20 protein-coding genes are annotated in these 20,136 nt (G+C 31.1%); 10 read left to right on the plus strand and 10 right to left on the minus strand.

Features of this window, described 5'->3' with window-relative positions:
* Positions 1–28 precede the first annotated feature (28 nt).
* Positions 29–802, plus strand: coding sequence for a CDP-alcohol phosphatidyltransferase family protein (locus AB3G39_RS13180; protein ID WP_367768563.1), 774 nt, complete (start codon positions 29–31; stop codon positions 800–802).
* 91 nt (positions 803–893) lie between these two features.
* Here the strand turns inward: AB3G39_RS13180 and AB3G39_RS13185 are convergent, their stop codons facing one another.
* From AB3G39_RS13185 to AB3G39_RS13225, 9 genes are all read right to left on the minus strand, one after another.
* On the minus strand, positions 894–1,649 hold the full coding sequence (locus AB3G39_RS13185; RefSeq protein WP_369765434.1) for a LytR/AlgR family response regulator transcription factor: 756 nt from the start codon (positions 1,647–1,649) through the stop codon (positions 894–896).
* Positions 1,650–1,694: 45 nt separating this feature from the next.
* On the minus strand, positions 1,695–3,185 hold the full coding sequence (locus AB3G39_RS13190) for an ArnT family glycosyltransferase (RefSeq protein WP_369765435.1): 1,491 nt from the start codon (positions 3,183–3,185) through the stop codon (positions 1,695–1,697).
* 58 nt (positions 3,186–3,243) lie between these two features.
* On the minus strand, positions 3,244–3,597 hold the full coding sequence (locus tag AB3G39_RS13195) for a 2TM domain-containing protein (RefSeq protein WP_367768554.1): 354 nt from the start codon (positions 3,595–3,597) through the stop codon (positions 3,244–3,246).
* A 17-nt stretch (positions 3,598–3,614) separates the two neighbouring features.
* Entirely contained in the window at positions 3,615–3,920 is a 306-nt protein-coding gene (locus tag AB3G39_RS13200; RefSeq protein ID WP_367768551.1) for a 2TM domain-containing protein, read from the minus strand.
* 17 nt (positions 3,921–3,937) lie between these two features.
* Positions 3,938–4,249: a 2TM domain-containing protein gene (locus AB3G39_RS13205; protein ID WP_367752048.1), complete on the minus strand. Its 312-nt coding sequence runs from the start codon at positions 4,247–4,249 to the stop codon at positions 3,938–3,940.
* Positions 4,250–4,498: 249 nt separating this feature from the next.
* Positions 4,499–5,398 (minus strand): alpha/beta hydrolase family protein, encoded by a 900-nt coding sequence (locus AB3G39_RS13210; RefSeq protein ID WP_369753454.1) that lies wholly within the window; start codon positions 5,396–5,398, stop codon positions 4,499–4,501.
* 222 nt (positions 5,399–5,620) lie between these two features.
* Complete coding sequence (locus AB3G39_RS13215; RefSeq protein WP_367768546.1) at positions 5,621–6,958, minus strand: histidine kinase; 1,338 nt, start codon at positions 6,956–6,958, stop codon at positions 5,621–5,623.
* A gap of 46 nt (positions 6,959–7,004) precedes the next feature.
* On the minus strand, positions 7,005–7,655 hold the full coding sequence (locus AB3G39_RS13220) for a hypothetical protein (protein ID WP_369765436.1): 651 nt from the start codon (positions 7,653–7,655) through the stop codon (positions 7,005–7,007).
* A 252-nt stretch (positions 7,656–7,907) separates the two neighbouring features.
* Entirely contained in the window at positions 7,908–10,067 is a 2,160-nt protein-coding gene (locus tag AB3G39_RS13225; RefSeq protein ID WP_369765437.1) for a TonB-dependent receptor domain-containing protein, read from the minus strand.
* Between the two features lie 270 nt (positions 10,068–10,337).
* Between AB3G39_RS13225 and AB3G39_RS13230 the strand changes: the two genes are divergently transcribed.
* From AB3G39_RS13230 to AB3G39_RS13270, 9 genes are all read left to right on the plus strand, one after another.
* On the plus strand, positions 10,338–10,895 hold the full coding sequence (locus AB3G39_RS13230) for a sugar O-acetyltransferase (RefSeq protein WP_369769429.1): 558 nt from the start codon (positions 10,338–10,340) through the stop codon (positions 10,893–10,895).
* Positions 10,896–10,898: 3 nt separating this feature from the next.
* Positions 10,899–11,159 (plus strand): hypothetical protein, encoded by a 261-nt coding sequence (locus AB3G39_RS13235; protein ID WP_367752037.1) that lies wholly within the window; start codon positions 10,899–10,901, stop codon positions 11,157–11,159.
* Position 11,160: 1 nt separating this feature from the next.
* Entirely contained in the window at positions 11,161–11,550 is a 390-nt protein-coding gene (locus tag AB3G39_RS13240) for a VOC family protein (RefSeq protein WP_369769430.1), read from the plus strand.
* Between the two features lie 142 nt (positions 11,551–11,692).
* On the plus strand, positions 11,693–12,973 hold the full coding sequence (locus AB3G39_RS13245) for a chloride channel protein (protein WP_369769431.1): 1,281 nt from the start codon (positions 11,693–11,695) through the stop codon (positions 12,971–12,973).
* 6 nt (positions 12,974–12,979) lie between these two features.
* The gene (locus AB3G39_RS13250; RefSeq protein ID WP_369769433.1) at positions 12,980–13,582 is read left to right on the plus strand and encodes an HPP family protein; all 603 of its coding nucleotides are present in this window, start codon (positions 12,980–12,982) and stop codon (positions 13,580–13,582) included.
* Between the two features lie 106 nt (positions 13,583–13,688).
* A complete protein-coding gene (locus tag AB3G39_RS13255; RefSeq protein ID WP_367752029.1) occupies positions 13,689–14,228 on the plus strand; it encodes a hypothetical protein in 540 nt (179 codons plus the stop codon).
* Between the two features lie 94 nt (positions 14,229–14,322).
* On the plus strand, positions 14,323–15,381 hold the full coding sequence (locus AB3G39_RS13260) for a nucleoid-associated protein (RefSeq protein WP_367752027.1): 1,059 nt from the start codon (positions 14,323–14,325) through the stop codon (positions 15,379–15,381).
* Positions 15,382–16,170: 789 nt separating this feature from the next.
* On the plus strand, positions 16,171–16,410 hold the full coding sequence (locus tag AB3G39_RS13265; protein WP_369769434.1) for a hypothetical protein: 240 nt from the start codon (positions 16,171–16,173) through the stop codon (positions 16,408–16,410).
* A 160-nt stretch (positions 16,411–16,570) separates the two neighbouring features.
* Positions 16,571–18,934 (plus strand): GAF domain-containing protein, encoded by a 2,364-nt coding sequence (locus AB3G39_RS13270; RefSeq protein ID WP_369769435.1) that lies wholly within the window; start codon positions 16,571–16,573, stop codon positions 18,932–18,934.
* Here the strand turns inward: AB3G39_RS13270 and AB3G39_RS13275 are convergent.
* Complete coding sequence (locus AB3G39_RS13275) at positions 18,931–20,121, minus strand: Pycsar system effector family protein (protein WP_367768518.1); 1,191 nt, start codon at positions 20,119–20,121, stop codon at positions 18,931–18,933. The genes AB3G39_RS13270 and AB3G39_RS13275 overlap by 4 nt on opposite strands.
* Positions 20,122–20,136: the final 15 nt, after the last annotated feature.

A 20,136-nucleotide genomic window follows, 5' to 3' on the forward strand; every position in this document is an offset into this window, starting at 1 on the left:
CACATTTCTTTGTTCATCTTAAACAAAAATGTCTAAACTTGCTGCTCAGGATAAGTTCTTCGATTTATCAGATTACGGAAGATCACCTGGAAAATTATTTGCAAAACGATTAAAAAATACTCGATTTACCCCTATACATGTTACGCTGCTTTTTGGCCTATCAGGTCTTATTGCTGTCTATTTTATAGTGCAAAATCAATACTATTTAGCAGGTGTTTTTATTATTTTAAAATCGATAATTGATGCCGCTGATGGGGAACTGGCACGCTTAAAAAAAAGACCATCCTACACTGGAAGATACCTTGACAGTGTCTTTGATATTTTTCTAAATTTTTTCTTTTTATCGGCAATTTGCTACGTTTCAGCAACGCCTTTTTGGGTCGCATTATTGGCTTTCTTTTGCATCCAATTACAGGGAACATTATACAATTATTACTATGTAATTTTAAGAAACAAATCAATTGGAGGTGACTCCACAAGCAAAGTTTTTGAGTACAAAATGCCTAAAGCTTTACCTGGAGAAAGTCAAAAATCAGTAGCAATTTTATTCGAAATTTATACCCTTGTTTATGGTGGTTTTGATAAAATAATTCACACCTTCGACAGGGATGCTTATAGAGTCAAAACATTACCAAATTGGTTTATGACTTTTGTATCTATATATGGATTGGGTTTCCAACTATTAATAATAGCGCTGATGTTGGCCTTAGATTACATTGAATACATTGCTCCATTTTTTATAGTGTATTCCATTTTTATTTTTATCCTAATAGGAATAAGAAAGCGATATTTTAGACATTAATACCCAATAGAGATAATCTATTGTCGGTATTTAAAAAATTAAATACGAGATAGTTAAGCTATTTATTATAAACTCATAGTTTAACCACTAATTAAGCAATCCAATTTTTAAAATCAGAAACTTTTTCTCTACTTACAACAACCTCATCGGTGGTATACGACGGCAAAATTACTTTTAAACGAGAATTACTATAGACAATAATTTCCTTTATTGCCTTCATTGGAATAATGAATTTACGGCTCACTCGATAAAAAGCAGAAGGATCTAATTCTTGCTCCAATACTTCTAAAGTAGTTTCGACAAGATAATTTCTATTGTCAAAAGTATGAATATAAGTCCCCTTATTTTCGCTATAAAAACACTCTATTTCATCAGTAGAAATAACTTTTAGATGCTGCCCTATTTTTACTGTAAACCGTTTTTTGTAATTTTTTTCAAACGGATTTGAAAGCATTTTTTTGATCTCTTCAAAATCAATTTGAAGCTTTTCCTTTTTAGGTAAACGGTCCTTAAATTTTGCAATTGAAATTTCTAAATCATCTTCGTCAATAGGCTTTAAAAGATAGTCAATACTGTTCAATTTAAATGCTCTCAAAGCATATTCATCGTAGGCAGTTGTAAAAATAATTGCGCTCTTAATTTCGATTTTTTCAAATATCTCAAAGGACAATCCATCCGACAATTGGATGTCCAAAAATATCAAATCTGGATGTTCATTATTCGAAAACCATTCAATAGATTCTTCTACAGAATGAAGCATTACTCCTACCTCCAGATTCAGCTTTTCTAATTTACGTTGCAACAATCTTGCTGCCGGTTTTTCATCTTCGATTATTATGATAGTCATAAAATATTGTTTTTAAAATCTAAATTAATGAGTGTAAAAAACATGTTATTCAAAAACATATTTTTCTAACAAAGGCCATTTTTTCTTCAGGTTAATTTTGGGTTTTCTACAAAGATAAACGGGAATATTATTTTCTTCATCAATGGCATATTTATGCTTGATTACTTTAACCAATTTCACCTCCTGAAAAACACGATCAACGGCTACTTTTTCGTTCCCAACACTGATACAAAAAGTGCCATCTGTACTTCCCGTTCCCCAAGTCCAAAAACTCCCATGTGAACAAACTGGATTAGGCAAATGATACTTTTTTCCTAAAATTTCTAATGCACCAGCTTCACCATAATTCTCGGCCCAAATCATACAATTCTCTTTCTCTTTTAACGGTAAGGATTGATATAAACTATCTACTAATTTCACTTGTTCTTCCCAACCAAACATATCCGCATAATCCGATGTTAATTCGACTCTACCGTCCTGTAGCTTTTTTGCATCAGCATATTCCACATAATCCGTGATAGGCAAAATAGGTATTGCTAAAGGCAAAAAAGGAAGAGCCGGAAGTAATAGTACCGCAGCCACAACATAAATCCATTTAGGCTTATTCTCCAATAATTTTTCGATTTTCACGGCACCTGCTGCAAACAGTATTGGATAAATGGCAAAGAAATAATAGGCTTTGGATTCCATAATCCATAGGGTTCCAAAGATGACAAGCGTGGCAACTCCAAAAATTTTATACTTTTTTAAATTGGTATCCAAAAAATAAGCAACTAGACCAATGAGGCTAATCGTAAATGTGAAAGGGTGTTTGATTTGTTCGATAACAAAATCAAATGTACCATTAGCATCTAATTGAGTTTCTTTTAATTTCTTTAAGTGCAAAATGAGAGGAAAATGGTGGTTTACTTGCCAAATAATATTGGGGAGAAAAATTAAAAAAGAAATAATTCCTGAAATATACAACCATTTATTTTTGAATAATTTCCCTTTATCGTAAAACATCAATCCAATAAAAACTCCAAATCCCCAAACTAGAATGGTGTATTTATTCATCAAGCCAATACCAAAAGTAATTCCTAGAAGCACCAGAAATTTAATTTGTTTGGTATTGAAGTATTTAATTAAAAAATAGAATCCTAAAGTCCAGAAAAACTGATCAAAAGCTACTGGCTGAAATAATAAATGGTTGCGGTAAAAGGGTAAGAATGCCAAAACTGAAATTCCTGCTAACAAAACGGCATTTCTCTTTCCGCCCAATTCTTTGGCAATGAAACAACAGATTATAAGTATTCCAATTCCAGCTAAAGTAGAAAAAAAACGAATTCCTGATAAAGAGTATCCAAAAACGAAATGAGCCACTTTACCTACGAAAGCAATAAAAGGTGGAAATTCAAAATAACCCCAATCCAAGTGTTCACTTACTGATAGGTGCAATAATTCATCACGATGGAAACCATAATTTTGATTTCCAATTAAATGAATTATAAGTTTTATAAAGGCTAAAACGGCAATAACTGGTACATATTTTTTCAAGGTAGCTAGCTTTCTAGTTTACGGTTAAATAATAAAGAATCAAATCTAAAAATTCATTTTACTCCCATTTATTATTTTTATCCTTATCCATTAATTCTTGAATTTTCTTCTCTTCCCAATCGGATCCAAAAAACAACTCTCTTCCAAAAACTGATAATCCATGTGATAGCAAACCAATTCCCCAGAATAAAGCCGTACTCCATGTCTCCCATTTCCAAAAGACTTCACTTCCGAGCAAGCTTCTATTAAAAGTAGAAAGCACTATAAAGGCATTAACTAAAACGTAAACTAATAAATGAACATAAAACCCTTTTATTCTTTTTACTCTTCTATAAGCAATATCATAACGCGCATCAGGACTATCATTCCCTGACGTATAATTTTCATACATTCTTCGTCTAAATCTTCCCATTTTTACAAAAATTTAAATTATTCCCAATTATTTCTGGATTGTTCTTCTTTATCTATAAACTCTTTTATTTTTCTTTTTTCCCATTCTTTATTAAAAAAAGGAGGGTAATCAAAAGCGATTAAACCATGTAAAACTATTGGTATTGCCCAGCCCAACAAGCACCACAAACACCACAAATATTCTGGAGAAGTAATCAGATTTACTGCAATTACAATTGGATTTGTCAGAAGATATACTGTAAGATGCACATAAAAACTTTTAATTTCTTTTACTTTTTTTTGCGCTTCATAATAGCGTTTCTCCTCTTGATAATTATTTTCCATTTTATTGATTTAAAATATTATTTCCATTTCTGCATTTTTTCCTTCTCCATAAATTCTTTGATTTTTTGCTCTTCCCAATCTTTACCTAGAAATGGCATGTAATTAAAAACCTTCATCCCGTGAAAAAACACACCCATTCCCCAACCTAATAGCGGCCAAAAAAACCATAAATATTCTGGTGAGGTAACCAAATTAAGTACTAAAAGCCCCGTGTTTACAACAATATAAGAGATCAAGTTTCCGTAAAATCCTTTAATTTCCTCTACTCGCTTTTTAGCCTTAAAATAACGTTCTTCGTTTTGATATTTATTCTCCATGATTATTTCCATGTTTGTTTATTATCTTCTTTAATTAAAATCTCTTGAATTTTTCTTTCTTCTCACTAATCGGTAAATATATTAAATTTTACAGGCATGTATTAATAAACGAATTCCTCTACTAACGTTCTTGGAATGCGGCTTTGCAAGGTTTCGAAATTCTTGGCAGTGATCTTTCAGCTAAGATAAAATTTCCCACGGAACGCAAACATAAATTTATAAGAAAATTCTTAATATTTCTATACAATTGTAGGCATTTCTTTATTTTGATACTTTAGACTTTTGAATACTCAAAGCTTTCTGTTTTATCCATTGAATTGAAATATCAACAGGTTCAGCATCATTGTCAGAAGAAGTATTGTGTCCTAAGTTAGAAAACAAAGTATATTCGAAAGGTCTACCTAGAACTTTCAATGTGTTTAATTGCTCGATACACATCTTTACCGGGATCTGTATATCTTTCTCACCAAAAAGCCAAAGTCCCGGAATTGAAAGTTTATTTAGAGCGTTTTTGGGATCAGTAGCCGTAAATTGATAGCGGTCAGCATCATTTTTGACATGTTCACGAGCATCCGCTTCTGAATGAGTTTCCCAAAAATTGTTGTTTCCATTGGTATAAAACTGAAACCTTAGTTGTTCCAGAGTTGTAATTGTTGGGCAACTAAACAAAACCATAAATTCTATTTTCGGATTTTTACTTGTAGTAATTGGGATTATCCACCCTGCTTGACTAAAGCCAACTAATCCAATAGGTATCTTTTTATCCTTCAAATAGGTTCTAAATGTATTTACTGCTGTATTTGCATCGTGAGATAATAAACTAAGATTAGTTGTGTCAATATTATTAGTACCAACAGATGGTCCCACATATACACCGCCTGATTCCCCAACTCCTCGTTTATCATATGTAAATACAGCAATGCCTTCTTTGGCAAGACGTTTTGCAAACTCCAATTCTCTTTTTACAGGGTCAGACCCATGAACAATTACAACAGCTGCAAATGTTTTTTTTGGCGTTAAAATTGAGCCTGAAAGAGTGACGCCCTGACTTTCGAATTTTACATCTTGAATTGTAAATTCCGTTGATTGAGAAAATACAATTTCTGGTAAAGTTATTACTACTAACCAAATAAATAAGTTTGAAAAAGAGTTAATGTTCATTTTTGTTTAATGTAAAAATTTGTTTTTTAAGTGTTTTTAGCATTGCCCACAACTACTGAATATGAACACCATTGTAATTCAGGAGTGAATTTCTAGTTAATAAAAATATAGTACGAGTTACACTAAAATAGATGAACAAATGCAACTAAAATGCTTTGATTTTATTGAATCTTTTTTTTGCCTTAGAATAGCAATCTTCTTCTTGATATTTATTCTCCATGACTATTTCCATGTTTGTTTTGCATCTTCTTTACTCAATATTTCCTGGATTTTTCGTTCTTCCCAATTCGAGCTATACCCAAAAACTTTCAAAGCATGCATGATTAAACCAAATCCCCAACCACCTGCTGAAAACCAAAACCATTGAAATTCTGGCGAATACCTTAGATTAATAAAAATTAAAAAAGGAATTACACAGCAATAAGAAATTAAATTTCCATAAAAACCCTTCAATTCTTCTACACGCTTTTTTGCTCTGTAGTAGGCATTGTTTTCATCGTATTCTTTTGTCGTTTCCATAACTGTAATTTGTTTGGTCAAAATTGGTATTTTGACCGAAAATACTTTTTCATTTTGTGCTATCAATACTTTCCTATCGGTGATAATTCCGTATCGATTAATTATATTTTGAAGACCAACTCCTTGACGGTCTTGTAATACTTCTTTCTTTTGAAAATCATTTTCAACTACTAAATAACTTCCTTGAATGCTAATTCGAATATGCAAAGGTCTTTTTTCACTTACCACATTGTGTTTTACTGTGTTTTCTAACAACAACTGCAAGGAAAGCGGGACGACCTTAGCTTCTGGATCAATTATAGAATTTGGTAATTCATAAAACAAACTATTCTCAAAACGCATTTTAAGCAAGTTCATATACGTTTTGGCGAAAGCCAATTCTTCTTCAACAGAAACTAATTCTTTGTCTTTTTGTTCTAATACATACCTGTAAATCTTCGACAAGGAAGTCGTGAATCGCTGTGCATTATCTGGATTTTCTTCGATCAAAGAACTCAATACATTCAGACTATTGAATAAAAAATGTGGGTCTATTTGATTCTTTAAACTTTCGAATTTCGCATTGGCAGTTCCAGCGATGATTTTCTGTTCTTTTACTTTGTTTTCGTTGTATAATTTGTAGAAATAAAAAGTATATAACGATAGTGTTACAAAAAAAGTAATACTAATTGAAAACAAATAATTGGATGGCTTTTCAGCTGATAAAAACTCTTGAAATGTCATCCCATTGACTAAAACTTCTTCAAAAATACGCAGTAAAAAAATAACGAATAAAGAAAGTAAAAATGCTCCAAAAAATCCAATTACAATCCTTTTTAGAGAAAACCTATCCTTTTTAAAATACAAATCTAGGGAGTTAAAAAGATACATATTAGACACATACAGTGATAACGTGTACAACAAGGTAAATCCAAAACTAATTAATAAACTTAGATCAAATCGTATTGTATTCCCTAAAATCAAGTTCAAAAATTGAGCTATAAAAAAGATAATAAATGAGAGTACAAATACTTTAGGTATTTCTTTATTAATTTTATACATATTATTTTAAATTAAGTAATAGGAAAATTGAATTTGATTAATTATCCTATTTACAGTTTTTCTGTGCTTCTAAAGCTCTGTCTAATCCCCATTTAGGAGAAAAAGGTGTTTCAGGTTTAAAAGTAGCAAAAAGTTCAATGGCTTTATCAATTTGAGCACACATCGGTTTGGTATCTTTTCCCCAAAACTTGGCTCCGCCTATTTCAAATTCTGCTTTTGAATAAACTACTCTCGGATTATTAGGTGCAATTGCTTCAGCTTTTGCGTACAATCCCATAGTAGGTCCAGATAGTTTTTGTCCGTTCGTCATAGGGTCGAAAACAATCCAAGCGGTATTAATCATAGCTTGCATCACATACAATTCGGCATTATTTTGATCTTTACCCATTTCTACATCTAAAGCGTTTTGTGCTTTCGAAAGTAATAAATTTATTTTTTCTTTATCCTTAGTTCCAAAAGCAGTTGTAGTATTTACTAAAGCCACATAGTAATTAGGCAACCAGTTCGTAGGTTCAGCAGCGGCAATTCTTTCGAACAAATCAGAAGCTTCTGTAGTTTTCCCTTCTCCCCAAAGTCCAAAGGCTTTTCCCATTCCTTGTTCAAACTTCCCTCCTGTTGACTCTATAGTGCTTTGTTGTCCTTGAGCCGATAATAATGTAATAACAAATAGTGCGAAAGTGGTAATTAATTTGGTCATGATTTCTAGCTTTTAAGATTGATTAATTTTTTATTGATGATTGAAACGTTGTTAATTTATATTTCAAAAGTATTTCAGAAATACGGTTGTAAAAATTTATAATTACTGAACTGTTGAATTTTAAGGATGAATCGGTAAATTAGTTGAAAGTCATAAAGTCGAAAGTCACATTGTTTGCGGAAATACTTTAAGTCTTTGAAAATCCAAATCATTCTTCCTTTTAAACTTTCAACTTTATAACTTTAAGACAAATTACAGATTCTTCAACTGATTGTCTTTTTTGTCTTTGCTAATGGTCCAAAAGAAACCAACAAAGAAGAACCGATCTGCTGTGGGCGTGATGGTTTTTCGGTTATAATAACCCGCTGCATTTGGGTCTTTAGCATAATCATATCCAAAAACATTTTGTGTTCCTAATACATTTGAAACGGAGAAATACAATATCTTTTGAGCACTTATTAAATACGCCCAGTTAAAACTTAAACTATTATACGATTTCGTTTTTCCATTCATGAATTGGGTTTCATTTGGATTATTATAGGGACGTCCTGAGCTAAAAGAATTCGTAAATCCAATTTGTGATCTCCAGTCTGATATCCAATATTTAGTTACGATTGACAAACTATGATCAGCGACAAAACTGGGGGTTGCGGCTACTGGGAAATTTTTATAATCTCTTTTGGTATCGATATAAGAATAGGAAATCCAATATTCTAGATTTTTAATTGTTTTTCCATCCCTCCAGAATAAATCCAACCCTTTAGCGTATGCTGAACCCGTATTATTAAAAACCGAATTATAAGCAATATCCTGAGTATCGTATTTTACTAGATTATTGTAGTCTTTATAATAGGCTTCGGCTCTAAAGGTTTTACTGTCTTTAGCATATTGAAAATTCAAAATATAATGAGCCGCTTTCTCACTTTCAAACTGATGGTATTTAGAATATTTTATATAATCAACAGATGGACTTTGAGAGAAATCTCCGTAAGCCAATGAGAACTGACTATTTTTAGCTACTTTGTATGCTAATGAAAGTCTTGGAGCAAGGGCAGTTTCATCAAGTAAATCATTGTACGAAGCTCTTAACCCAATTTTGGCGGCAAACTTTTTCGAAAATAAAACATCGGCTTCAGTGAAGAATGCTGCAATATTCGAGTTGTACCCATTTGTATTCGTTGTTCCAAGATTAGGTTTGAAATCTTCATTGAATTTGGTACTAAAATAATCCCCTCCAAAAGACAATTTAAAATAATTAGAAAAGCTTTTCTTCAATTTCAATTTTAAATGTGCCGCATTTTCATCATTATCAACTTGATCTAAATCCAATCCTATTTTATTTTTACTATACCCATAACTCATACCAGTAGTAATTTGCCAATTAGTTCCAAAACCGCCTTTGTATGAAGTATTCAAATAAAAATTATCATTGTTTAGATTCACCCTTATTTTCTCTGGACTGTTTATATTTTCCTGATTAATATCAAATTTAGAAGAATCAAAAGCAGCATACAATTTCAGAATTCCGTTATTAAAATTATAGCGATACACCGTTTCTCCCGACAAAGATTGAAAAGGACTATTCCAGTCCACATTTTGTGGAATTGCTGCTTGGTAAGGAGCTAAATTGATATACGAAGCATTTACACTCAGTGAGCTCTTTTCCCATTTTTGAGTATTTCCAAGCCCTAAGCCAACAGTCATTAGTGAAATTTCGGTTTTGTTTTGATCCGGATTGTCCTCCGTATTTAAAAGCAATACGCTCGATAACGCTTCCCCATATTCGGCAGAATACCCTCCAGTAGAGAAAGCAATACCATTGAATAAAAATGGAGAAAACCGACCACGAGTAGGCAAATTATTAGTTGTTGCGCCATACGGTTGTGCCACACGAATACCGTCGACAAAAGTTTGAGTTTCATTAGCTTCTCCTCCGCGAACAAACAAACGACCGTCTTCACCCACACTTTGTGTCCCAGGCAAGGTTTGTAAAGCAGCAATAATATTCCCAGCCGAACCTGCTGTGGTTACAATATCTAACGGTTTTAAAACTGAAACCCGTGCTTTCTCACCTGATTCCATTGTGCCAGCTGTAATCACAACCGCGTCCAAAGCATTTAAATTCTCTTTTAGTTTGATGGTTTTTCCCTGAAAATTAGCAACATCAATTTGAGTTTTTGAAGTTTCGTAAATTAAAAAACTAACTACTAATGTTTGATTTCCTTTTTCGTCCGTTACAAATGAGAAATCCCCCATTTCATTAGATGTTGCTCCGTCGTAAGTTCCTTCGATAAAAACATTAGCGCCAACGATTGGTTTTCCTTTTTCATCTATCACTTTTCCTGAAATAGTAGCTTGTGCAAATAGTAAAGTGGTAAAAAATAAAGTAATTAATGTAGTGATTGATTTCATTTGGTTTGATTTTGATTCTCCAAATGTATTTTGATTGTCTCTTTTTAAAAACTTAAACTAACTGAACTGTCAATTTTCAGGGATGAGTTGTAGTCGATTTGATTTTCTGTTATATTTACATCAAATCGTAAGGATTTACAATGGCGATTTGCATGAGGGATGGCAGTGGAAATCCTCCCATTTTTCATGGGAGATTGCAACGAACAGCCCGACCGAAGCTTTTGCGGAGGGCATGCCCAAGAAATATTTAGAAACAAAGATTTATAGTAAATGAAAACGGAACAAGAAAAAATGATTGATGGTGAGTATTACTTTGCTGGAGATCCTGTTTTAGTTAAAGGGCGAAGAAAGGCAAAAAACTTGCTACATAGCTTGAATGTTACTCAATATCGAGTGACCAAAAAAGCACGTGAGATTATAGCAGAATTGATTCCGAATGCTGGAGCAAATCTTTATATTGAACCTCCTTTTCATTGCGATTATGGATACAATATATTATGTGGAGAAAACGTTTATTTTAATGTCAACTGTGTGGTGCTGGATTGTGCAAAAGTAACAATAGGTTCGAATGTGTTTTTTGCACCCGGAGTTCAATTGTATACTGCTACGCATCCACTGGAAGCTGAATTAAGAAAAACTCTTGAAAGTGCATTACCGATAACCATTGGAGACGATTGCTGGATTGGTGGAAACTCCGTTATTTGCCCAGGAATCACTATTGGTAAAGGTTGTGTTATAGGTGCTGGATCAGTAGTTACTAAAGACATTCCCGATAATTCACTAGCAGTTGGAAATCCAGCGAAAGTCATACGAAAACTAAATCAATAAACTATGTCACATGTCTTAGCTAAACTCAACAATGTTCCAATTGCAGTTATTAAAGAAATCCTAGAAAAAGACAAGGAATTTCATGCCTCCCAAGGAATGTATTTAGAAAACATTTGGCAAAATACAGATAATGATACTGAAGTTTTCTTTTTGTTTAAAATTGATTCTATCGAAAAAACAAAAGTACTCATCAACAAATTACACGCACAAGCTTTAGTGGAAAATCCCGAAGCTAATTTACCCACCATGATTTATTTACAATAAAATGCTAGAACTTAACAAAATACACCACATCGCCATTATCTGTTCTGATTATCAAAAGTCAAAGGATTTTTATACTGAAATTTTAGGATTAAAAATCATTCAAGAAATTTATCGAAAAGAAAGAGAATCCTATAAATTAGATTTGTCTTTAAACGGAAACTTTGTTGTCGAACTTTTTTCTTTCCCAAATCCACCACAAAGACCTTCGACTCCAGAATCCTGCGGTTTGCGTCATTTGGCTTTTGAAGTAAATGATATTGAAAAAACAAGAGCTTTTTTAATTACAAATAACATTTCCTCTGAAGAAATTCGAGTAGATGCCTATACTCAAAAACGATTTTTCTTTATTGCCGATCCTGATGGTTTGCCGTTAGAGTTTTATGAGTTTTAATAAAATTATTAATCCCAAAAGCTTGCTAATTATAAAGATTTCTTAAAATTACTGCTAACTGATTCTTAACAAACCCCTATCCAGTTTTATTTATTTACATTTGCAAACCTTAAAAAAATTAAGGTTTGCAATATCAATTTAGATGAATAAAATAGCACATATTAAAAAAAATATTCGGTTTATTAAATTCCAAAAAATAGTTATTGTTTCCATTTTGATTGGTTTTCTTTCTTCTTTTTTAGGAATAACCTTAAAAAAACTAACGGAGTACTATGAAGAAATATTCTTCAGCCAAGCTTCCTTACATCCTATTTTTATTTTTGTTTTTCCTGTTTTTGGGCTTTCGATCATCTACTTTTTAAGGCAGTACGTATTTAATAAAAAAGAAAATAAAGGAATTAACGAAATATTTGAAAGTACAGGCTCTAAAACCAAAAACTTACCTAAATCTAAAATTGCATCTCATTTTATTAATGGTTTATTGACTGTTGTTTTTGGAGGATCGACAGGAATTGAGGTTTCAACAGTCGTAGCTACTGCTACAATAGGATCAGTTGCGCAAAGGAAACAAAATATTTTTAAAGAGTACAAAACCGAATTAATTTGTGCTGGAGTAGCGGCAGGAATTACAGCTTTGTTTAATAGTCCTTTTGCGGGAATCTTTTTTGTGTTTGAAGTCATTTCTAGAAAAGTAACACGCACTTTTTTAATTAGTACTATTATTGCTGTTACTGTTTCTTTTGGACTTGTCTATTTAATTGACGAAAAACCATTATTTACGGTTGACATTACCACTTGGAATTTAAGAGCAATTCCGTTTTTTATTCTTTTGGGAATTTTGGCTGGAATTAATTCTGTTTACCTTACCCGTTGTGTTTTATTTTTCAAAAATAATTTAACCCAAATAAAAAGTCATTATTACAAAATTATAATTGGATCTGTAATACTAAGTTTTTCTCTATTTTTCTTCCCGCAACTTTATGGAGAAGGTTATCATGCCATCAAAATGATTTTTATAAATCCAAATGAAGTGAAAATATCTTTTAACTTACTATATACCCTTATAGGAGTTATTCTTTTAAAACCCATTGTCACATCAGCCACGTTATTTTCTGGTGGAGACGGAGGGGTTTTTGCTCCAAGTATATTCATCGGTGCATTTTTAGGTTTATTTATAGCGCTAATTTTAAATACTTATTTTAAAGCTAAGATAATTCCTGTTAACTTTATGGTATTAGGAATGGCAGCTGTTTTGAGTGCTAGTATTCACGCTCCTTTTACAGCAATATTCCTAATTTGTGGTTTAACAAATGATTACACTTTGTTTTTTCCCATTTTAGTCGTTTGTCTTATTTCAAAATATACAGCAAAGATGATTTATCCACACTCCGTATATTCCTATTCAGCTAGTCTATCAAAATAAAAAAACATGCCTATTCAAAAAATTAAAAAAGGATATCGCAAAACTAGATATATCCTTTATAAAGAAACATTAATTGATTTTAAGGAACACTTTTGGGCTTTTGTTGGTTCGTTTATTGGCATTGGAGCTATTGCTTATTTTAATTCTCATCATTTTGTTGATTCCGATAATGTTTATCTCATTGGATCTTTTGGGGCGTCAAGCGTTTTAATTTATGGCAATATTCAAAGCCCGTTTTCACAACCCAAAAACTTGGTTGGAGGACATTTTATTTCTGCAATAATTGGCGTCACAATCCACTTATTATTTCCAGAAATCATTTGGTTAGCTGCAGCATTAGCGGTGTCAATTTCCATAGTTCTCATGCAAATTACAAAAACTTCACATCCACCAGGAGGAGCCACTGCATTGATTGCCGTAATTGGTTCTTCTAAAATAAAAGAGCTAGGTTATTGGTATGTTTTGAGCCCAGTCCTTATTGGTGTACTTATACTTCTATTAGTTGCATTAGTAGTCAATAATATAACTGAAAATCGAAGTTACCCAAGCAATAACAGATACCACAAGAAGTACCATACTTTTAAAAAACGAATTATTAAAAAGCTGTAGGCATAGTACTTATAACAATATTGAAATCTTATTAACAAATCAAGTTTCTTAAAAAGATATCTGAAATTAAATTTTACCTTTGACCTTTCAATAAAAAACAAAGATTATGGTTTACAAATTCAGAGTAATTCTAGATGCTGAAGAAGATATATTTAGAGATATAGCAATACTTGCTGATGATACTTTAGAAGATTTACACAACGCTATCTTCAATTCATTTGGTTTTGACGGCATGGAAGTAGCCTCTTTCTATACTTGTGATGAAACTTGGAATCAAGAGGATGAAATTTCACTTTTTGATACTGGAGATGTTCCAGGGGAGCAAAAAATCATGAGTGATTATGTTTTATCCGATTTATTGGATGACGAAAACACTAAGATTATCTATGTTTATGACTTCATCAATATGTGGACATTCCTTGTAGAACTAGCTGCAATTGAAGAGCAAGAAGCAGGAAATTTATATCCTGAGACCTTATTTTCACATGGTGAAATGCCAGATGAAGCTATGGAAAAAAACTTTGAAGCAGACAATGCTGATGATTTTGCCAGCGAATTTGAAGATGATTTAGATGAAGATGATCTAGATATGTTTGGAGGAGATGATAGCTTTGAAGATTTTGGATTTGAAGAGAATTGGAATTAGTATAGCTAAAAACTAAGAATCAAGAGCCAAGATCAAAGACCTCCTCAGTAGCGTCCTTTATCTTGGCTCTTTCATCTACATAAACATAAAAAAAATGATCAACTTATTTAACACACATATTGAGACACTTTCTATTCACAGAGTAGGAAATAAAAGTCGCAATGAAGCTATTTTCTTATCGGAGCAACCATTTAGCCTTCAAGACGAAATTGTGCCTCTTATAAAAGAATTTTTTCTAAAACCATTTAGAGAAAAAGAGGAGAACTATTTCCAGTTTGCCCATGAAGTAGATTTGGATTACAACGACATGTATAAATACGCATCGGAAATATTTGACAATCCTAGCAGTTTACACGAAGGTTCTAAAAAAATCACACAACATTTATTTGAGCAATCAAACCATCCACACATTAAGAATGGTGAGGTTTATGTTACGTATTTGACCAATGTAAATATTGATAATAATGTAGTGGACGCCATTGGAATTTTTAAAAGCGAGCTGCAATCAGACTTTTTGCAATTTGAAGAAAAAGGAACGCATCTAGAAATGATTTTACAACAAGGTATCAACCTAAGTAAATTAGATAAAGGATGTATTATTTTTAATCATAAAAAAGAAGAAGGATATAAAATACTTACAGTAGACAGCAATCGTTATGATGCTCGTTACTGGTTAGAACATTTCTTATCAGTAGATGCATTTGAAGATGAGAATTTCATTACTAAGAAATATTTGAAATTCTGTCAAAGTTTTGCCAAAGATGTTGTTTTTCCAGCAGAAGACAAAAAAGAAGAAGTCATGTTCATGAATCGTTCTGTAAATTATTTCGCCAAAAACGATCAGTTTGAAGAGACTAATTTTTTAAATGAAGTTCTTGACAACCCAGACTTAATCCCTGAATTCAAAAATTACAAAGTTGATAAAGGAGAAAAATACAGTATTGAAGACGTAACCTCATTCCCTATTGCTAATGCAGCAGTTACTGATGCACGTAAGTCAATCAAAAATGTAATCAATCTAGATACACACATTCAAATAAAAATGGATTTCATTAATCCTGAAAGTGCAGAGAAATTTGTTGAAAAAGGTTGGGACGAAGAAAAGCAAATGTATTATTACTTGGTTTATTTCAACAAAGAAGAGAAATCATAAACCGTAAATCATAAATTAAGACCTAAAAAACCCTCAATTATAATATAGTTGAGGGTTTTTTGATGCCGTAAGCAGAAAGCAACAAATATAGTATTGACCTATAATCATAAGGTATTTACTATAAATAAACTAAATTTATGTATTTAATCGATTTTTTTAATCGTTTTAACGGATTAATTCTATATTTACAGTCCCTAAAGCTACCTAAACAATTATTATTATGAGACAAATTAATTAGCCTATTGTTTTACAAAATTAAGAAATCAAATATTTTTTAAATCTAATGAATATTAGATAGAATAAGCCCCTTTATTTAATGACATTTAATTGTCAATAAAATAAAAAGAGAGTTATTTATTAAAAAAAATGACTCCTTACATTTGATTTAGATATAATAATTGTTCAAAACTTAAATTAAAGAGATGCTGATACTATTAATCATACATTGTTTACAAACAATAAAAAAAAGGTTTTACGAGGTTCAAGTTATTCGAATAGAAAAGAATTAATTTATGTCTAATTATTATTGATTAGTCTTGAATTATAAAATAAATCTAAATTATGAGTTAGTCCTATAATTTTTATTTTAAAAAATTTTGCCCCAAATTTTTAATCTCTAATTACTTTCAGTAATTAGAGATTTTTTTTATATTTTAATTTGTTATTGTTACAAAATATACGTAATACCTTATTAAAAATAAATAAACACGCATTTAATCGATAAATTTAGGGATATTAACGATAATTTAATAAGTTTATTATCCCCAAATCTACCTAAACAACCTAATTATGACCAAAGTAGAAATCAAAGACATTTTCCTAAGTAAAAAAATGATTTGCAAAATTATTGGTCATAAAACCATCCTATCAAGAAGAATTACCAATCACATCAATGAATATAAATGTTCAATCTGTGATTTAGAATTAACAAATGATAATGAAGGTAATAGAACCAACCTCACTCCTGAATTAAAAGAAATCAACGAAACTTTAATCCAATTTTATAAAAAAAAACTCCATAAAGCATAACCTATAGTACGCTCAAAAAAACATCCTTACTTTTCCCTGTTTTAGTGTAAATAAGACACAAAAGGCCAATAGGAAAAGATTGACAAAAAGAACACAATAAGTTATCAAAATGTACTTTTAATTTTAGTTTTTTGTAGATTTGTACCCTATATCATATTTTATGGGAAACATTAAATTTTTCAAAGAAAGTCCATTTAAAACCTTAATTTCATTTCATAAACTGATTGAATCTTTGGAGGAAATAGCTTTGTCTGAAATTGATTATCGCTCCAATTATGCCAAAGCACTATTAAAAGAAATTGAACATATTCCTGAGTTTAGTACTGGTATTGAAGATATATCTATTATTGAGGATAATAAAACACTCATAAAATACTTACTGGCTGATTTATTTCCAACTGCATTGACAAAAAATGAAATCAAGGCGGTTACAATTCCCTTTCAAAACTTGACCTTTAATTTTTCGGAAAGATTTAGTAAAATTCTAAAAGAGGCAGGCGGTACTTTTGACATGTCCATTAGAGACCTTGACGGGGATCAGTTATACATTGTAAGTTGTATACTCATCTTGAATACGGTTTACCAACAACACTTTGAAATCAATAAACCTTTATTTTATGATATTCCTGATTCAAATGGCATACTAAAACATTATCGTATTCTTTATAATGCTGATTTTTTAGAAATAACTCCAACTAAAAAATCAATTGCATTAACCCCAGAAGATATTGATCAATTAATGGATAATTATGATGACATCTCGTTATGGAAACAAAAATTTCCAATAGAAAGTTGGATATTTAAGGGTTTTGGTATCGTAACTCTTTTTGATGCTACCACAGAAAGTGCAATTTCTAATTTAAAAAGTAACTTATTAAAGTCTGAAACCGATGCCGGAAATCAAGAAAATTTTGAAACTATATTTAGGTCCATCTTTAAAATTCCCGATTTAAAAGTAGGTTTAATCTTTTATGATGAAAAACAAGATAAATTCATAAAGCCGCCATTCAATAACAAAATAAAAAGTTACATTCTTTTTGAACAGGATGAAATGGTCGATTGTAACAAAGCCTTTTTTGGATGTTCTCAAATTACTCTTTTAAATGAAAAAAAACCATTTATAATTTCAAATGTTGAAAAATTCTCTACAATCTTAGGAAATGAGACTTTAGGAAACCATTTATTGAAACAAAATATAAAAAGTTGTATTCTGGCTCCTGTCTTAAAAAACGGCAAACTACTTGGTATTATAGAGCTAGTATCTTCCAAAACAAGAGAACTTAACAGTATCAATGCTAACAATTTAGACCTTCTACTGCCATATGTAATTGATTCTTTGGAACGCTACAATGTCGATTTACAAAACCAAATAGAGGCAGTAATTCAAAGAGAATATACTGCAATCCATTCCAGTGTATATTGGAAATTTAAGAACGAAGCTGAAAAATACTACCAAACGAATAGCCCAAATAAAGACTATATCTTTAAAGAAATTGTATTTAAAGAAGTATATCCTTTATATGGTCAAATAGACATTAAAGGCTCTTCACAGCATAGAAATGACACTGTTAAAGAGGATCTTAAAAATCAATTAAAAACATTGTTAACTATTTTTGAGAGCTTGAAATCTAATAGCTCACTCACATTATTGGAACAACGAAAATTTGAAATGCAAACCTATTTTAAAGAACTTGAAAAGGAATTAAAAGCAGATACTGAGCAACAAATTCAAAACTATATTCAAAAAGAAATACATCCTATTTTAAATAACTCTAAGATTGACAATACGTGTCAATTAATAATTAACGAATATTTTGAAGAATTAGATCCTAAAACAGCTTTGTTTTATCATTCTAGAAAAAAGTTTGATGATGCAATGTCCATTATCAATAAAAAAATGGCTTCCATTCTAGATAAGGAACAACTTGATGCTCAAACCATTTTTCCTCATTATTTTGAACGATTTAAAACTGATGGAGTAGAACATAATTTATATATTGGAGCCTCTATCACACCTTCACAACCTTTTGACATCATGTATCTTAGCAACCTGAGATTATGGCAATTACAAACTTTATGCAAAATGGAATTAGAACACCATCGATTAAAAAAAGCCTTACCATATGAGTTAGATGTGACTTCATTAATTTTAGTATTTAGCTCCCCACTTTCCATACGATTTAGAATGGACGAAAAACGTTTTGACGTAGATGGAACATATAATGCCCGCTATGAAGTAGTAAAAAAACGCATTGACAAAGCAAATATTAAAGGTACGCAAGAAAGAATAACTCAAAAAGAAAAAATAACAATCGTATATTCTCATAGCTATGAAGAAACTGAATATTTGAAATACATTAAATTTTTGCAATTCAAAAAAATTCTAGAACCTACTATAGAACAATTTGACATTGAAGAGCTACAGGGCGTTTCAGGTTTAAAAGCTTTACGAATAAAAGTGGTTAATACAGAGTCTTCTAATGATAAATATTCTTATCAGGAATTATTAAGTGAAATAAATTAAGCTCTAACAGAATAAAAAGCCAGTACAAATGCAATCACCGAAATAATAATTCCGATCATAAAAATATTATAAGTAATCCTTAACAATCTATATTTTTTTTCAAGTACTAAGCCTAAATAATATAAATCTTTAATTAAAGAATTATATAAGTATTCGTTGTCTTTCATCATTTCATTTACAGCCCATTCATATTCTTCTAAAGGCATTTTATAAAAATTACCAAAAAACAACAAATTTACTTTTCTATCCTCAATGTCTTTTCGCGTAAAAATACCACTGGTAACTTTTGGGCGTGTAGATAGGATGGCAAAAATTATTGAAATCACACTAAACATAAGCATAATAAATGTTGGCATAACCAAATGCGCGTTATTTGCACTATCTAATTTTGGAATAATTGACGAAAGCGCAATAGAAATAATAATTGCATTTACTGAAAGTAGAATATTGGCTTTACTGTCAGCAATACCACTTAATCTCGTGTGATTACTTAATGTGATTCGAAACAAAGTGTCAACACCACGATCCGCTTTTTTGTTTTTCTCCGTTTTCTTTTTATTTTTTATTTTCTTAGGCATTTCTTCCATTTTGGCTTCTATTTTTTTTATTTTATCTTGAACCAAGAGTATGTTTTTTTCCTTTAACGGAGTCCAATTAGCAATTGCAAAATCAGTATAATATTGATGACATTGTGTTAGTATTCTATAATTCTCGCTATCCCATTCAAAATCATTATAGAATTTTTGCAGTGTATTTTCCCATTCCGTTCTTAACGATTCACAAATACTTAAATAATCAGGACTCGCAAAATGAGAATAATCAGCATCTCTTATGATTTTTTCCAGAACCGTATTAGGTGCATAATCGAATGTAGTAGCTTGAATTGTACTAGCCACTTTTTCAATGTATTCTGTAGATTTGTCTTTTTCTTTGAGGAAATCAGTGGCTATCGTTACACTAGAAAGCTCATGATGATCACATCCTTGAATGTAACCTGTATCATGAAACCAAGCCGCTATTAAAACTATTTCCCTATCTAATTGACTTAAAGACTCTTTCTCACTAAGGACTTCAACCGCCTTAACCACATCCATTGTGTGCTTAACATTATGATATGTAAATGAAATAGAAAGTCTATCTTTGAGTAATTTAATTACAAAATTTTCGGCTTGTTCTATAAGATTCATAAAAATTTTTATAAT

Source organism: Flavobacterium sp. WC2416 (assembly GCF_041200095.1).
Taxonomy (GTDB): Bacteria; Bacteroidota; Bacteroidia; order Flavobacteriales; family Flavobacteriaceae; genus Flavobacterium.

Excerpts from the sequence above, each read along its gene's own strand:
- AB3G39_RS13215 (WP_367768546.1), bottom strand. The coding sequence starts at position 6,958 with ATGTATAAAATTAATAAAGAAATACCTAAAGTATTTGTACTCTCATTT.
- AB3G39_RS13270 (WP_369769435.1), top strand. The coding sequence starts at position 16,571 with ATGGGAAACATTAAATTTTTCAAAGAAAGTCCATTTAAAACCTTAATT.
- AB3G39_RS13230 (WP_369769429.1), top strand. The coding sequence starts at position 10,338 with ATGAAAACGGAACAAGAAAAAATGATTGATGGTGAGTATTACTTTGCT.
- AB3G39_RS13235 (WP_367752037.1), top strand. The coding sequence starts at position 10,899 with ATGTCACATGTCTTAGCTAAACTCAACAATGTTCCAATTGCAGTTATT.
- AB3G39_RS13245 (WP_369769431.1), top strand. The coding sequence starts at position 11,693 with ATGAATAAAATAGCACATATTAAAAAAAATATTCGGTTTATTAAATTC.
- AB3G39_RS13185 (WP_369765434.1), bottom strand. The coding sequence starts at position 1,649 with ATGACTATCATAATAATCGAAGATGAAAAACCGGCAGCAAGATTGTTG.
- AB3G39_RS13195 (WP_367768554.1), bottom strand. The coding sequence starts at position 3,597 with ATGGGAAGATTTAGACGAAGAATGTATGAAAATTATACGTCAGGGAAT.
- AB3G39_RS13205 (WP_367752048.1), bottom strand. The coding sequence starts at position 4,249 with ATGGAAATAATCATGGAGAATAAATATCAAAACGAAGAACGTTATTTT.
- AB3G39_RS13250 (WP_369769433.1), top strand. The coding sequence starts at position 12,980 with ATGCCTATTCAAAAAATTAAAAAAGGATATCGCAAAACTAGATATATC.
- AB3G39_RS13240 (WP_369769430.1), top strand. The coding sequence starts at position 11,161 with ATGCTAGAACTTAACAAAATACACCACATCGCCATTATCTGTTCTGAT.
- AB3G39_RS13260 (WP_367752027.1), top strand. The coding sequence starts at position 14,323 with ATGATCAACTTATTTAACACACATATTGAGACACTTTCTATTCACAGA.
- AB3G39_RS13180 (WP_367768563.1), top strand. The coding sequence starts at position 29 with ATGTCTAAACTTGCTGCTCAGGATAAGTTCTTCGATTTATCAGATTAC.
- AB3G39_RS13200 (WP_367768551.1), bottom strand. The coding sequence starts at position 3,920 with ATGGAAAATAATTATCAAGAGGAGAAACGCTATTATGAAGCGCAAAAA.
- AB3G39_RS13255 (WP_367752029.1), top strand. The coding sequence starts at position 13,689 with ATGGTTTACAAATTCAGAGTAATTCTAGATGCTGAAGAAGATATATTT.
- AB3G39_RS13265 (WP_369769434.1), top strand. The coding sequence starts at position 16,171 with ATGACCAAAGTAGAAATCAAAGACATTTTCCTAAGTAAAAAAATGATT.
- AB3G39_RS13225 (WP_369765437.1), bottom strand. The coding sequence starts at position 10,067 with ATGAAATCAATCACTACATTAATTACTTTATTTTTTACCACTTTACTA.
- AB3G39_RS13210 (WP_369753454.1), bottom strand. The coding sequence starts at position 5,398 with ATGAACATTAACTCTTTTTCAAACTTATTTATTTGGTTAGTAGTAATA.
- AB3G39_RS13275 (WP_367768518.1), bottom strand. The coding sequence starts at position 20,121 with ATGAATCTTATAGAACAAGCCGAAAATTTTGTAATTAAATTACTCAAA.
- AB3G39_RS13220 (WP_369765436.1), bottom strand. The coding sequence starts at position 7,655 with ATGACCAAATTAATTACCACTTTCGCACTATTTGTTATTACATTATTA.